16 protein-coding genes are annotated in these 14614 nt (G+C 42.8%); 10 read left to right on the plus strand and 6 right to left on the minus strand.

Going from position 1 to position 14614, the window contains the following annotated elements; all coding sequences use genetic code 11:
* The first annotated feature begins 34 nt into the window (after nt 1-34).
* Nucleotides 35-451: a translation initiation factor IF-5A gene (locus PH_RS06550; protein ID WP_010885470.1), complete on the plus strand. Its 417-nt coding sequence runs from the start codon at nt 35-37 to the stop codon at nt 449-451.
* Nucleotides 452-461: 10 nt separating this feature from the next.
* Here the strand turns inward: PH_RS06550 and PH_RS06555 are convergent, their stop codons facing one another.
* Both PH_RS06555 and PH_RS06560 read right to left on the minus strand, forming a co-directional pair.
* On the minus strand, nt 462-1265 hold the full coding sequence (locus PH_RS06555) for an MBL fold metallo-hydrolase (RefSeq protein WP_143522664.1): 804 nt from the start codon (nt 1263-1265) through the stop codon (nt 462-464).
* Nucleotides 1265-1678 carry a NifB/NifX family molybdenum-iron cluster-binding protein gene (locus PH_RS06560; protein ID WP_048053381.1) on the minus strand — a complete coding sequence of 138 codons (414 nt, stop codon included), beginning with the start codon at nt 1676-1678 and terminating at the stop codon, nt 1265-1267. The genes PH_RS06555 and PH_RS06560 overlap by 1 nt, the downstream gene beginning before the upstream one ends.
* 121 nt (nt 1679-1799) lie before the next feature.
* Here PH_RS06560 and sufC point away from each other — a divergent pair, with 121 nt between their 5' ends.
* The 3 genes from sufC to PH_RS06575 are packed head-to-tail and all read left to right on the plus strand — an operon-like array spanning nt 1800 to nt 5610.
* Nucleotides 1800-2543 carry a Fe-S cluster assembly ATPase SufC gene (sufC, locus tag PH_RS06565; protein WP_010885473.1) on the plus strand — a complete coding sequence of 248 codons (744 nt, stop codon included), beginning with the start codon at nt 1800-1802 and terminating at the stop codon, nt 2541-2543.
* Nucleotides 2536-3876: a Fe-S cluster assembly protein SufB gene (sufB, locus tag PH_RS06570; protein ID WP_010885474.1), complete on the plus strand. Its 1341-nt coding sequence runs from the start codon at nt 2536-2538 to the stop codon at nt 3874-3876. Before sufC ends, sufB begins: the two co-directional genes overlap by 8 nt.
* A gap of 51 nt (nt 3877-3927) precedes the next feature.
* Nucleotides 3928-5610: a 1,4-alpha-glucan branching protein gene (locus PH_RS06575; protein WP_010885475.1), complete on the plus strand. Its 1683-nt coding sequence runs from the start codon at nt 3928-3930 to the stop codon at nt 5608-5610.
* On the opposite strand, the gene PH_RS06580 is transcribed toward PH_RS06575, so the two are convergent.
* From PH_RS06580 to PH_RS06590, 3 genes are read right to left on the minus strand one after another with little or no spacing between them, the layout of a single operon-like run.
* Nucleotides 5599-6513 (minus strand): D-2-hydroxyacid dehydrogenase, encoded by a 915-nt coding sequence (locus PH_RS06580; protein ID WP_048053382.1) that lies wholly within the window; start codon nt 6511-6513, stop codon nt 5599-5601. The two genes, PH_RS06575 and PH_RS06580, sit on opposite strands and share 12 nt — an antisense overlap.
* 5 nt (nt 6514-6518) lie before the next feature.
* Entirely contained in the window at nt 6519-7157 is a 639-nt protein-coding gene (locus PH_RS06585; RefSeq protein ID WP_010885477.1) for a TIGR00153 family protein, read from the minus strand.
* Complete coding sequence (locus PH_RS06590) at nt 7154-8059, minus strand: 2-dehydropantoate 2-reductase (protein WP_010885478.1); 906 nt, start codon at nt 8057-8059, stop codon at nt 7154-7156. Before PH_RS06590 ends, PH_RS06585 begins: the two co-directional genes overlap by 4 nt.
* A gap of 56 nt (nt 8060-8115) precedes the next feature.
* On the opposite strand from PH_RS06590, the gene amrS reads away from it, so the two are divergent.
* From amrS to PH_RS06610, 5 genes are all read left to right on the plus strand, one after another.
* Nucleotides 8116-9162, plus strand: coding sequence for an AmmeMemoRadiSam system radical SAM enzyme (gene amrS, locus PH_RS06595; protein ID WP_010885479.1), 1047 nt, complete (start codon nt 8116-8118; stop codon nt 9160-9162).
* A gap of 1 nt (nt 9163) precedes the next feature.
* Nucleotides 9164-9961, plus strand: a complete 798-nt coding sequence (locus PH_RS06600) for a hypothetical protein (RefSeq protein WP_048053383.1) — start codon at nt 9164-9166, stop codon at nt 9959-9961.
* A gap of 174 nt (nt 9962-10135) precedes the next feature.
* Nucleotides 10136-11083 (plus strand): S-layer protein, encoded by a 948-nt coding sequence (locus PH_RS10060; RefSeq protein WP_010885481.1) that lies wholly within the window; start codon nt 10136-10138, stop codon nt 11081-11083.
* The gene (locus tag PH_RS10065; protein ID WP_269446216.1) at nt 11032-11964 is read left to right on the plus strand and encodes an S-layer protein; all 933 of its coding nucleotides are present in this window, start codon (nt 11032-11034) and stop codon (nt 11962-11964) included. Before PH_RS10060 ends, PH_RS10065 begins: the two co-directional genes overlap by 52 nt.
* Before the next feature lie 44 nt (nt 11965-12008).
* Nucleotides 12009-12764, plus strand: a complete 756-nt coding sequence (locus PH_RS06610; protein WP_010885483.1) for a hypothetical protein — start codon at nt 12009-12011, stop codon at nt 12762-12764.
* Here PH_RS06610 and PH_RS06615 read toward each other — a convergent pair.
* On the minus strand, nt 12730-13758 hold the full coding sequence (locus PH_RS06615) for a deoxyhypusine synthase (RefSeq protein WP_010885484.1): 1029 nt from the start codon (nt 13756-13758) through the stop codon (nt 12730-12732). The genes PH_RS06610 and PH_RS06615 overlap by 35 nt on opposite strands.
* Before the next feature lie 61 nt (nt 13759-13819).
* Between PH_RS06615 and PH_RS06620 the strand changes: the two genes are divergently transcribed.
* A complete protein-coding gene (locus PH_RS06620; protein WP_010885485.1) occupies nt 13820-14593 on the plus strand; it encodes an FKBP-type peptidyl-prolyl cis-trans isomerase in 774 nt (257 codons plus the stop codon).
* Nucleotides 14594-14614: the final 21 nt, after the last annotated feature.

Below are 14614 nucleotides of genomic sequence, written 5' to 3' on the forward strand. Positions count from 1 at the left end.
ATCCTAACTCGAAATAAAAGAGGGAGGGATCAGAATGGGTGACAAGACAAAGGTTCAGGTGAGCAAACTCAAGCCTGGAAGGTACATAATTATCGACGATGAGCCCTGCAGAATAGTTAACATAACAGTTTCTTCCCCAGGGAAGCACGGTTCAGCAAAAGCTAGAATTGAAGCGGTGGGGATATTCGATGGAAAGGTTAGGAGTATAGTTAAGCCGACAAGCGCTGAGGTAGATGTCCCCATTATAGATAAAAAGACTGCCCAAGTTATAGCAATCACGCCGGATACAGTACAGATAATGGACATGGAGACCTATGAAACCTTTGAGGTCCCAATTGACACTGGAGTTGCTGACGAGATCAGGGATCAGCTAAAAGAAGGTATAAACGTTGAATATTGGGAAACACTCGGAAGAATAAAAATCATGAGAATTAAGGGAGAGGGAGAGTAGCTTTAATTCCCTAAATTTTAATTTCTTTTCCGACATGAATTCCTTCAACATTCCCAAATTTGCTCCACAAGTATGCGAATTCTTCAATTCCAGTACAATGTCCTGGGTATAGCTTCTCAATTTCTAGTTCCCTAAGCTTCTTTACGGCCTCATCTAAAAGACTTCTTTCTATTCCCTTCAGATGAAATCCCCCAATTAGGGCAGCTATCCTGTTATTAGTTAATTTCTTTGAATGAATTGCTATATTTATTATCCCACTATGACCGCATCCCGTTATCACGACACTCTTACTTCCTTCTTCAACTATTAGGGCCATATCATCTCTTACTGGATCTTTGCTTCCATCCGGAAAATAACCAACGGCCCTATCCCATGTAATCCTCTCAATCTCTCCCGAACTTATGAATCCAGGTAATATTTCCTTGGATTTATCACTTAGTATGAACTTACCCCCTAATTCTTCCAGTTCCTCCCTAGTGAAGGGGATTCCTATTTCCCTCTTTTTTGGCTTGAGAGCTAATCTCCTTTTGAATATTCCAGGGTGGGCATAGATATCAAGGGCCTCAGTCCTAGCGCTAAGAAGTTCCCTTAGGCCACCCGTATGGTCATAGTGGCCATGAGTTATAAATAGGGCATCTATATCATCGGGAGATATTCCAAGTTCACTCATATTGTTCAGGAGTACTTTTCCATCGGTTCCAGTGTCAACAAGAACCCTATAGCCGTTAGCTTCGACCAAAGCTGAAAACCCATGATATCCAATTAATCCCTTCCTATATCCGGCATGATTTTCAAACACTATGGTAATTTTCATTACCATCCACCTCTCATCCATCTTCCCCTTCCTCTACCCCTCCCTCGTCCCATTCCTCCCTGTCCCATTATGGCTTGAGTTAATTCCCCTCTAAGATAGGCTTCCACCGCTTCCCTAACGGTCATAGTGGGAGGAGCTGAAACTAACCTTATTCCGGCCGCTTGTAGAACCCCTGAGGAATTAGGGCCAAATTGGCCTGAAATAACGACATCAGCTCCCTGATCTATGCAGAACTGAGCCGTTGTTACTCCTGCCCCTCTAGGTTGTGAATACCCGGGATTCTCAACAACTTGAACATTGACAATGTTCCCATTTTCATCAACGTCAACTATTGTGAACGTCGGAGTTCTCCCAAAAGACTGGTTTACATAATCATCCAATCCTCCCCTTACGGTTGCTACGATAAGCCTCATTCCTGAACCCCTAATCTTTTTAGGTATGCCTAATTTAAACCTTGCGTAAAATGTATTACACAAAATTGTCCCAAAATGTTTAAAAAGTGTCCAGTAAGATACTACACACGGAGGTGACATAATGCTCAAAATTGTGGATCTCCACGTGGAAGCTGGGGGAAGAGAGATCCTAAAAGGGGTAAACCTAACGGTGAACGAGGGGGAGTTCCACGTTATAATGGGCCCAAATGGTTCAGGGAAATCAACACTAGCTTTAACGTTGGCCGGACATCCTAATTACAAAGTCACGAAAGGTGGAATATTTTTTGAAGATAAGGAAATTACAAACCTAACCCCAGACGAAAGGGCCAAAATGGGAATTTTACTTGCATTTCAAGTCCCTCCGGAAATACAGGGCGTAAGGATCATTGATTTTCTAACCCAAACCCTAAGTGAAATTAAAAATCTCGATGCCTCAGAGGCATATAACATAATAATCGAGAAGGCAAAGGAGCTATGGTTCAGAGAGGACGATCTTAGGAGGTATATAAATGTTGGTTTCTCTGGGGGTGAAAGGAAGAGGCTCGAGCTTCTTCAAGCTCTACTTCTGGAGCCAAAACTCCTGATCCTTGATGAACCAGACAGCGGAGTTGATGTTGACTCCCTAAGTGTAATAAGCAGAAAAATTGAAGAGCTACACAAGAAAGGAGTTTCTATAATACTGATAACTCACTATGGTAGGATCTTTGGTCATATAGATAAGGAGAAACTCAAGGTCAACATAATGAGGGATGGAAAAATAGTGATGAGGGGAGGAAGCGAGCTAATTAGCATGATTGAAGAGAAAGGGTTTAAGGCGATTTTTGGAGGGGATAACGATGAGTGAAACGCTCACTCTTTCAGATGCAAAGTCAATTATAGAAAATCAAATAGAAGAGTTAGCCAAGAGAAATAAGGAACCTGAATGGATGACGAAAATAAGATACAAAGCCCTTGAAGAGTTTATGAAAGCTCCACTTAACGATCCAGTTATAGATGAAGAAACTTTATTGAATTTCATAGCAAAGCCGGAGATAGAGGGGATACCTGAAAAGGTAGAGAGTTTAGATGATCTACCCCCCGAAATGAAGGATCTCTTAGATAGGTTAGGAATAAACGAAGTTGAACAGAAATACATTGCTGGGCTAGCAGTTCAGACGGATACGGGAGTTATTTACAATCAATTCCTCCAAGAGTGGGCCAAGAAAGGTTTAATAGTTCTACCTACTGAAGAGGCCGTAAGGAGATATCCAGATATTATGAAGGAGCATTTCCTCAAATTATTTAAAGCTGGGGAGAGTAAGTTAACGGCCTACCACATAGCTATTTGGAACGGAGGGATCTTCTTATACGTCAAGGAGAACCTTAAGGTGCCATTTCCACTCCACCTATTCTTCTTGATCCAGGAAAGTTCTCTAGCTCAAGCTCCCCACATAACGATAATCGCAGAGAAAAACAGTGAAGTCCACTTAATAGAGGGTTGTACAGCACCGATTTTAGTTAGACACTCACTCCACTTAGATATGACCGAGGCTTACCTTCACGAGAACGCGAAGGTTCGTCTAACGGTTCTTCAAAACTGGCCCGAATACGTTCATACAAGACCAATGACGAGGGCTAAAGTGGGAAGGAATGCTGAATTCATAAATACAACCGTGAGCCTTGGAGCTGGTAAGAGCAATATAGCGAATCCAAAGTACTGGGTTGGCGAAAATGGTTACGTCGAGTTAAATGGGGTTATTCTAGGTCAAAAGGACTGGTACATCGACTTAGGAGGAGAGATGCATCTCCAAGGAGAAGGGGGAAGAGGAATAAACGCCAGTAAATCCGTTATAATGGATGAATCAACGGTTATAACCAGGGGGAAGATCGTAGCTGAGGCGAAAAAGACGAAGGGGCATATAAGTTGCGATGCGCTACTACTTAGTGATAAGGCAAGAATGGAGACATATCCTGGGTTAGTTAGCCTAGTTGATGAGGCCGAGTTAAGTCATGAAGCTGCAATAGGAAAGATAAAGGAGGAGGAACTGTTCTACCTCATGTCGAGGGGATTAAGTGAGGAGAAAGCTACTCAACTTATAGTGAAGGGATTCGTAGAGCCAATGCTCAAAGATATTCCAATTGAATTCGTCGTAGAGATCAAGAAGATCATTGAGCTAGCCGTTAGTGGGGGATTCTAGAACCAAAACTCTTAAATCTCCTCTTTTTCTTTTAAATTCTGAGGAATTGATATGAAAGGATACCTAACGTTTGTTCTACATACTCACATTCCTTACGTAAGAAAACATGGAAAATGGCCTTTTGGAGAGGAATGGTTATTTGAAGCTATGGCAGAAAGTTACATCCCTCTTCTCATGGAACTTGAGAAGCTGAAAGAAAGGGGTGTAAGATTTGAACTAGTCATCAGTTTTACCCCAGTACTCATGGAGCAACTCGCTGATGAATATATAAAGAGGGAATTCGAGAAGTACATGGAAAGGAAGCTTAAAAGTATGGAAGAGGACTTAGAGAGATTTAAGGATGAGAAACTTAGAGAAGCTATAAACTTTATGATAGGATACTTTAAAGACGTATATTCTTATTGGAAATCAATAGACGGGAATATTTTGGGAAAATTTAGAGAACTTCAAGATGAAGGGTACGTGGAGGTAATAACATCGGCAGCAACTCACGGATATTTACCCCTTCTCGGTAGAGATGAAGCCATCGAAGCTCAACTTCTCAATGGGATAAAAGTATATGAAAAGTACTTCGGAAGGAAGCCTAGGGGCATCTGGCTACCTGAGTGTGCCTACAGGCCAGATGGACTATGGAAGAGCCCTAGCACTGGAGAGGTGAAGTGGAGGAAAGGAATAGAGCACTTCCTGAAGAAATTTGGAATAGAATATTTCTTCGTGGAAAGTCATTTGATTGACAAAGGTCCTGTAAGCTTAAGGTATGGAAACATACTACCGGCAAAGACTAAAAGATCCACTCTCAGACCTTACTTCTTGAAAAATGGCATCGCGGTGTTTGCTAGGAACAGGGAAACAGGAATCCAAGTATGGAGTGCAAAGGTGGGATACCCAGGTGATCCTTGGTATAGGGAGTTCCATAAGAGGGCTGAAAAAAGCGGAGGACAATATTGGAGGGTTACCGGAACCAAAGACCTCGGAGCTAAAGAACCTTATGAACCTGAAAAAGCCATGGAAAGAGTTAATGAACATGCAAAACACTTTATAGGATTGGTTTTATCTATATTGGAAAGCTTTGAGAGTACGGAAGGGGAAAAGGGAATAGTTGTGGCCCCTTACGACACGGAGCTATTCGGGCATTGGTGGTTTGAAGGTGCAAAATGGCTATCAAGGGTCTTAGAGCTTGCAGAAAGAAGTGGAATTAAAACAGTGACGATAAGTAACTTCCTAGACGAGTTTAAAGGGACAAGATATGGGGTAGAGCTTCCGGAAGGTTCATGGGGAATGTTCGGAACACATCACACATGGTGGAATCCGGAAGTTGAGTGGACATGGCCAATAATACACAAAGCGGAGGATAGGATGGTATCCTTAGCTACTAAATATTATGGAAAGGATAAATTCGGGGATAGGGTGTTAGCCCAACTTGCAAGGGAGCTATTACTTTTAGAAGCTAGCGACTGGCAATTCCTTATGACAACTGGACAGGCGAAAGAGTACGGAAAGATGAGAATTTTGGAGCATGCTCACTACTTCCACAGATTAGCTAACGCCCTTGAGAGGTACTTTGAACGGGGAACATTTGACGAGGTTGAACTACTGAACGAAGTTGAAGAGAGAGATAACATTTTTCACCCAATAATACTCACTCCATATATCTCCCAGGAGCCTCCAGAAGTTCCCAATTATATTGATCCACCTCCTTTGAACAAGAAAGAAAAGAAGAAATCAACCCTTTAATATCTTCACAACTTTTTCCGCAACCTCAACACCGGCCCTTTCCTGGGCTTCAACAGTTGAAGCTCCTATGTGTGGAGTTAGAACAACGTTGTCGAATTTCGTCAATGGGTGATCCTTAGGTAAGGGTTCCTCCTCGAATACATCCAATCCGGCCCCAGCTATCCAGCCCTCCTTAAGGGCCTTAACTAAAGCGTTAGTATCAACTACGGGACCTCTAGAGGTATTAATTAGTATAGCCGTCTTCTTCATCAGCTTGAGCCTCTCCTCATTTATTAAGTGATATGTAGACTCCACGAGGGGAACGTGGATCGTCACTACGTCGCTCTCCTTAAGTAGGGTCTCTAGGTCAACGAACTTTCCATTGACCTCTTTGGCCCTTTCTTCATTTGGATAAGGATCGTAAAGGAGGATATTCATGCCAAGGGCGTTAGCGATCTTGGCAACTTGGTAACCTATCCTTCCAAATCCGATGATCCCTATGGTTTTACCTTCAAGCTCTATTCCCATTGCCTCTTTTTTCGCCCATACTCCTTCTCTCATCTTTCTGTCTGCAAAGGCTATCTTCCTGGCAACGGAAAACATTAATCCTACAGCTAGCTCTGCAACGCTTCTTGAGCTAGCAGCAGGAGCATTGACTACCTCTATTCCCTTCTCTTTAGCGGCCTCGACATCTATGTTATCTAAACCAACACCCGCCCTGGCTATAACCTTAAGCTTTGGGGCACTCTCTATAACCCTCCTGGTGACTTTGGGCTTACTCCTAACTATTATCGCCTCAACATCCTTAACTAGCTCAACGAGCCTATCTTCATCTGGATATTCCTCGTAAATAACTTCCAACCCTGCATCCTTTAACACTTGGATAGCTTTTTCATGCAAGGGAGCAGCAACAAGAACCTTCATTCTCTTCACCTCCTCTTAATAGCTATGAGCATTATCTGGTCGGAGGCATCCTCGGCCCTGTCAGCAACGTCCCCAATTTTCGTTATTACTTGATTCCAAATAAGCTTTGCGTATGTCGAAATGTCTTCCCTTGAAAAGATCTTCCTCAAAAGATCGTACTCTATTTTGTCGGCATCTTCCTCCTGAGTTTCGGTCTTCTTAGCTAACATTAAAGCGTCATCAACGCTATCCTCTAGGGCTAGCGTCGCCCCCTTAAGGTACTCGAAAGTTTTTAACGATTCGTCAACTAGTCTAATTATTTCATCCTCAAGACCCTTGGGTACAATAGGTTTCGCGAACATTAAAGAATGAGCTGCACTCTCAGCAGCGTCAGCAACGTTATCTATCAACTCGCTTAGCCTAACGTAATCCCCCCTACTAGCAGGTAGAAAAGCCCCACCGTACAGCATGAGTTCTATGTTCCTCCTAAGTTCATCGGCCCTGCTTTCTTCCCTCTCAACATCTTTTAGTAACTCTTCAGCCCTCTCAACATCCCCCCTAATGTATACCTCAAACAGCTTTCTAAATGCCATTAAAGTACTTTCAACGGCATTCAAATGCTCCCTAATCTTGGCAAAAACCTCCTTCTCTTTTCCCCCGATCATTTACTACCTCCTCCCAAAGATTCTTTCGCCTTTACAAGGGCCCATAAAAGGAAGTTCAATGGGGCCTCTAAATTGACGAGCTTTGCATATTCTATTATCTTTCCATTTATGAAGTCGATTTCAGTCCTCTTTCCCCTCCATATATCTTGGAGCATTGAGTTGTAATTCTCTCGAGTTTGCTCCAAGGTTTGGATCAGGAGTTCCATGGGGGATATGTCAAATTTAATACCATTCTGGAGAGCAATTTTGCATCCTTCCTTAACTACCTCAACGGCTATTGAAAGCAGGTAGTCATTATCTTTTATTGCACCGTTTTTAACTTCAAGGATGGCCCCTATTGGATTTATTGCTGAATTAACAATAGTCTTAGCCCACTTCCAACCTATTATATTCTCAGTAACCTCAGTTTCGAGCCCGGCCCTATTAAATGTCTCTTTAACCTCCTCGACGAACTCATTCCTTCCCTTGGGGTATAATCCAATGAGGGTTATCCCCCTCCCCCTCCACTCAACAACCCCGGGTTCCTTGAGCACCGCACCATTCGTAGTTATCCCACCAATGGGCCTACCTCCAAGCTCCATTATTTTCTCCTCATTTCCTATCCCATTTTGAAGGCTTAAAACCCAGGTATCCCTAACTATATCCTTAGCAGAATTAAGAGCATCGTCGGTTGAATATGATTTTGTAGTGAGAATTATCAAGTCAGGCTTAGCTCCAGGAATCGAAGTTGTTGCTTTGGTATTGATCTTTAAGTTAGTTAAACCCTCAATCATGAGTCCCCTCTTATTTATTGCTTCAATATGCCTTCCTCTACCAATTAAGGTAACATCCTCCCCAACATTTGCAAGAAGCCCACCTACTAAAGATCCTATAGCTCCGGCCCCCAGGATATAGATCTTCATGCATCCACCCAAAATTATTTACCTATCCATTGTATTTAAAGTGAGTGGGATAAAGCATGAGGGAAGCAATGTATTGGAAGCCCCTCGGAGATGGGAGAGTCAGGTGTGAACTCTGCCCACTAAGGTGTATAATAGATGAAGGGAAGAGGGGATCATGTAAGATAAGGATAAATAAGGGAGGGAAGCTGTACACGCTTAATTATGGTAAAGTTTCCTCAATAGCCCTCGATCCAATAGAGAAAAAACCATTATTTCACTTCTGGCCAGGTTCATGTGCACTCTCCATAGGTACCGTAGGATGCAACATGCACTGTAAGCACTGCCAAAACTGGGAGATAAGCCAGGCCGACGAGAGCTTTCCCTATCTCCAGGATGCTACTCCAGAAGCAATCGTTAGCCTCGCAAAGCACTATGAATGCGAGAGCATAGCTTATACTTACAACGAGCCCACGATATGGTACGAGTTCGTCCTAGATACGGCAAAGTTAGCTAGAAAGGAAGGATTAAATAACATCCTGGTAACAAATGGATACATAAATGAGGAACCCTTTAGGGAGCTGGCCCCATACATAGATGCTATGAACATAGACATAAAAGCGTTCGACGATAAGTTTTACATGAAGATAGCCAGCGTTCCAAGTGGAGAGCCCAGCAGGAGAATAGCTGAGATAGCAAAGAAAGAATTCAAAATTCATGTTGAGCTAACATATCTAATCATACCGACTCTAAACGATAAGGAAGAGGAGATCAGAGAATTCGCAAGATGGGTTGTTGAGAACCTCGGCGACGATACACCAGTTCATTTTTCAAGGTTCTTCCCACACTACAAGCTTCTGAACTTACCACCAACTCCAATTGAGACATTGGAAAAAGCTTATAAGATAGCTAAAGAGGAAGGTTTGAAGTTCGTATACCTAGGTAACGTCCCAGGGCATCCTGGGGAGAACACCTATTGCCCATCCTGTGGGAAGTTGCTGATAGAAAGGTGGGGATTCGACATAATTAGATATGATATAGTGGATGGGAAGTGCAAGTATTGCGGAGAAAAAATCCCCATCGTCGGAAAATACCAGAAGAAGAAATATAGAGGAATGTGGTGGTAATATGGTAAGCTTAACCGTTAATTTTTACATAGAAGCTGCAGGAAACGATAGGAAAGCCGTCGAAACCTCAATTTTAGAGATAGAGAAAAAGCTAAAAGAGGAGAATATTTCAATAGTCGAGATTAATAGGGAGGATCCTATCGAAACAGAAGACCCTAATGCTAAATATTCTGCTGTACTCGAAGTGAAGTTGAGAGGAGAGCTAGGAGAGATAGTAACGCTCATTATGAGATATGGGCCCAGCATCGTAGAGGTTGAAGATGTAAAAGAGAGGGAAATAAGCGCGGAGGAACTCGTTAAGATCCTTGCGCTAATCTCAAAGTTCATGGGAGGACTAATGGAGAAATTCGGAGGTTTAGCGGCTTATCCTGATCTAAGTGCGTTCCCAGAGCCAAGAGTTGGATATTCCGAGGATGAAATCGAGAGGATGATAATAAATGAAGGACTAATTAGGTATCAGTTCGTTATAGAGGCATACGGTAAGGATAGGGAGGAGATAGAGGTAAACATGAAAAAGGCCCTAACACTTGAAGGTTGCTATATCAACAAGTTTGCATCTCAGATTATTGAGGAGAAAGATGAAGGGGATTTAAAGAGAATAAAGATGTTAATAGCCTCTGAACTTCTATCTAGCGTAGAGACATTGTTTACATTGACAGCAAAGTACGCTCCAATTGGAATAATTATAATTGAACCAGATATAATCGATATTAAGCCAAACGAATTACAAAATGCTTTATCGGAACTAGCTGCAATGATTAACGAACTAATCCATAGACCCCTTTTAATTAAGCGTTAATAGATATTATCGTCAAACAGCGAAATTGCTATAGACGTAGAGGGAAGTTGTTATTGTTTATTACGGCAATTACCGAGCTTATTTAATCATAAGAAAGGGTTTGAACCGAAAAGTATTTATACCATACATGGGCATAACCTATGTGAGCCCACTTAGGGCCAAGGCCACAATCTAGTGGAGGTGTTTGATATGAAGGTTAAGAAGATCGCGGCACTCGCTGTTGGTGCCGCAGTAGCCGGTGCAACACTTGGCCTAGCTTCAGCTCAGCCAGAGGTTCCTTCAGTTCCGAAGGACTTCTTCGTCAAGGATGGAGAGCCAAACGTTAAGATCGTTGTAGGTAGCGAAGGTGCTGCAATGGATGTTGTTAGCGCAGCTGACATCGCCGCTGCGATAGGAAGCTTACTCTACACTGAAAAAGACGTTGAAGTTTCAGACGTTAGTGTTGTCGTTAAGAAGGACATAACTGACGATCCGGAAGACATACCCGTATTCAACAACTTCTACCCAGATTCTGATCAAGTATTTAAGGAGGGAACTGACGAGCTCGATAAGATTCCAGCATGGTGGAACGGAGGTTATGACGAAGATGGTAATCCAGTATTCAATGAAGATCTCTCGCACTCAGCGTGGGCAGACGGGACATATAGTGGGCCTTATGAATTAGAATTAGATAACGTTGCTAGCTATGACGATTACGAACTGACTGGAATCCTAACACTTAAGAACATCACACTTAAAGAGATAGCTGAGAAGGAAGTTGACTGGAAAGACATAAACGACTTTAAAGACTTAACAGTAGTTATTGACAGCGTTGTGCTGAACACTACACTTGAAGTTTATAACTGGACAAAGACCGAAACTGAAAAAGACCCCGTTACTGGAGAGGAAACCACTGTAACTAAGTGGGAAATTTCAAACGTCCAACCGGGTTCAGGCTATAGTATTAAAGAAACAGTGTCTGAAGGTGCAACTGCAGGAGAAACTCTTAAAGTCCTTGACAAGGAGTTCCCAATAGTCTTCGTTGGGAAGGCAATTAAGAGCGGACAAATCGTAGATCAAGAAGACAGCTCATCTATGGTACCGATCATGGAGCAAAATTCTATGACCAGGGACAGGAAGTAACCTTCGATGGATATAAAGTAAAAGTTCTTGACATTGATGTAGAGAGGGACAAGGCATTACTCAAGATAACATCACCATCTGGAGATGAAGAGACAGTAACTCTTGAAAAAGATGGAAAGCTACACCTGTACTTTGGAGGAGGAATAGCAATACAGCTATTAGACACATTCGTGGGTATTGCAGGAACTAACACCGTAAGGTTACAAGTTTATACAAACCTCAAGACATTCAAGAGCGGGGACGAAATAAGCGATGGGTGGGTCGCAAAGTTCCATACAGATGGAGACTACATTAAGTGGTTCGCAATTGAGAATGAAGATTCACTAGAGGGTAAGGAAATTAAGCTATTCGATACCTATAAGGTAGATTACACTGGAACCATAAAAGAGAAGGAGAAGGGCAAGGTCACCTATGCAGTCCTTAAAGCTTACGTCGCAATTGACCCACTAGAGCGCCAATACAAGGAGCTAACCCTCGGAATTGGAGACGAGATTGAAGACACCGCTTACTCAATCAAAGACGTTGACGTTGAGTTTGAGCCCAAGGAGACTTACATACCCAAGAAGCTCACCGAGCCCATAACGGTGCTTGACACCGAGATCATGGAGCAAGGACTTGAGAACGTCGACAGCAACCTAATCCTCGTCGGTGGACCTGTCGTCAACAAGGTAACCGCGGCCCTCGCAGAGGATCTTGGAGTTCCAACCACATATGACGAGTGGAAGGAGAAGTTCGGTACAGGAGCTGACAGCGGCCAGATAATCTACAAGGAGAAGTGCAGCAAGATCGGAGGTTACGGAGTACTTCTAGTTGCAGGTACCGACAGGGAAGGAACAAGAGCAGCGGCAGAGGCATTACTCGAGTACATCTCAAAGCTCTGATTTCCTAATTTTTCTTTTCTATTCCCTTCTTGGAGGTTTAAACTTTGAAAAAGAGTAGTATTTATGCTATAATAATCCTAGTTATTCTCATAGCGAGTTTTGGGTACCTTGCTTATGGATATGAAAATTTTTCTAAAGTTGTAAATCCAAAAAAGAACACGTTTGTAAAGCAATACATCGTGATTCAATACCCAAATGCGAGCTTTCTCGTTCTTTCGGGAGTAGAATACGTAAACTTAACCATAAGAGGGTGGAAGCCTCCAGAAGGTTCTAAGGCTTACTTAATAAACCTAAGGAGCTATGTAACTGGTATACCTGAGGTTGACCTTAACATAACATTCAAGTCCAAGTACGATAAGTTCACCATTATAGTGGGTTCTCCCGAGGTCAGAAAGTGCTCCTCCAGGCCTCAAGAGTTCTACGGTAACTGCGAGGATAGAACATTAGCGGTCACCGAGATTACAGTCATGACTTCATACCTCTTCAAGAGGTACTACTATTGGAAGGCCATAAAAGAGGGGATGAGTGAATCTTCAGCTAGGGAATATGCATATAAGGAAACTATGAAAAGGAAAACCGTTAAATATCTTAGTTTTTTAGCAAAAGTCCAGCTAGGTTTAGGAAAGCTCGGGAACAGAAAACACCTTTGCGTACTCATCCTGGGACCTGCCGAAGGGGCCGAGAAGAGCGAGATAATAATTCCGAGGCCAGGATTGGTAATAATAAAAGGTAAAAGTGACGGTGCATTAAGGGCGGAAGCTGTTCTCATTGAGCATATCCTTGGCCTCGAGCTTTCATGACCATCCAGACTAGTATTGGGAATATTAAAGTTGCATCTCCCCAAACTTCAACGTAATCAGCTTTTGCCTTTATCTTCCCCCAGCTTACGCCTTCCCTTGGCGGAGCACCACTCAGAGAACCATCCCAGGGGACCGCGGTTGATATGTAAATAGCGTAATCTGTCCCACCTCTAAAGAGGTTTGCATTTATTATTGCATGCTTTGGAAGGGAACCACCGAGGATTATTGAAGCCGTCTCCTTTGCCGTTATCGCCAAGTTATTCAGCTTAACTATATCGTTAGCTATATCTATTATTAACCTCGAATCCCTCCTCTCCTCCTTGAAGAAGTACAGCATGTCACCTATTGAACCGTCGGTAATTGCAGGGCAGAATATTGGGATGTTGTTCTTATAGGCCCAGTATATCACGCTCTTTTCCTTCTCCTTTCCAAGCTTCTCATCCATGTACCTACCCATTTCATATATGAACTCGCTAGCCGTCAAAGGCCTACTCAGCTTTTCTTCAATTTTAAGTACCCTCTCAAAGAAGGGTATCATGTACTTCTCAAACTCTATATACCTATCGTTTGGTACGAAGATGTTCCCTATCCTATTCACTCCCTTCTTTCTAAGCTCAGCATCGTCGACCTCCCAGTCTCCAAGGATGAAGGGCTTTAATGACTTTATGAAATCCTCTTCCACTCCTCCAGCGGTAGTTACTATCACGTCAACCTTCTTCTCCTTAACTAGCCAGGCTATGATCTCCCTAAGACCTGAAGATATTATGTTCGATGTATAGCCCAGGAATACTCTGATCTCTTCCCCCCTCTCCCTTTTCTCTTCAACCTTTCTCCATATCTCTATGGCCCTTCCCAGGTGAGTAGCTTGGAAGCCTATTCTGTAATAATAGGAAACAACTTCTTCCAAGCTTTGAGCATCATCCAACCAGGGGCCTTTAACTTCAACCCCTTCAATTTTCTCGCTTTTTTTGAGAACTATATCCTTGGCCTTCATAGCCTTAACTTCTCAAGAAAGCTTAAAAGTTAACTCCCCAAACGCCGATGGGGAGCGAACCATGAAGGTGGAGAGGGGAGATGTTATCAGGCTCCACTATACCGGTAGGGTTAAAGAGACTGGACAAATATTTGACACCACTTACGAAGAAGTGGCCAAAGAAGCGGGAATATATAATCCAAAGGGGATCTACGGTCCAGTTCCAATAATCGTCGGAGCTGGTCACGTCATTTCTGGATTAGACAAGAGGCTGGTAGGACTTGAAGTAGGAAAGAAGTACACCTTAGAGGTTCCACCAGAGGAAGGATTTGGACTAAGGGATCCCAAGCTGATTAAGGTATTCACGATGGGACAATTTAGAAAGCAGGGGATAGTTCCATTCCCAGGATTAGAAGTAGAAGTCACGACTGACAATGGAAGGAAGATGAAAGGTAGGGTAATTACAGTAAGCGGAGGTAGGGTTAGAGTTGATTTTAACCACCCCCTAGCCGGAAAAACCCTTATTTATGAGGTGGAGATTGTTGAGAAGATCGAAGATCCAATAGAGAAGATAAAAGCCCTAATAGAGCTGAGGTTACCAATGATCGATAGGGATAAGGTAATAATCGAAGTTGGAGAAAAGGATGTTAAGGTAAACTTTGGTGAGCAAGATGTTGATCCCAAGACGCTGATCCTGGGAGAAATTCTTTTGGAGAGTGATATTAAATTCCTGGGATATGAGAAGGTTGAATTTAAACCTAGTGTTGAAGAGTTGTTGAGGCCCAAGCAGGAAGAACCCGTTGAAGAGGAGAAAAAGGAGGAGCAAGAAGAGAGTGAAGAGGCGCAATCCTCTTAAGTCTCTCCTTTTTAGTATTTA

Origin of the sequence: Pyrococcus horikoshii OT3 (assembly GCF_000011105.1) — an archaeon.
In the GTDB taxonomy this organism is placed as follows: domain Archaea; phylum Methanobacteriota_B; class Thermococci; order Thermococcales; family Thermococcaceae; genus Pyrococcus; species Pyrococcus horikoshii.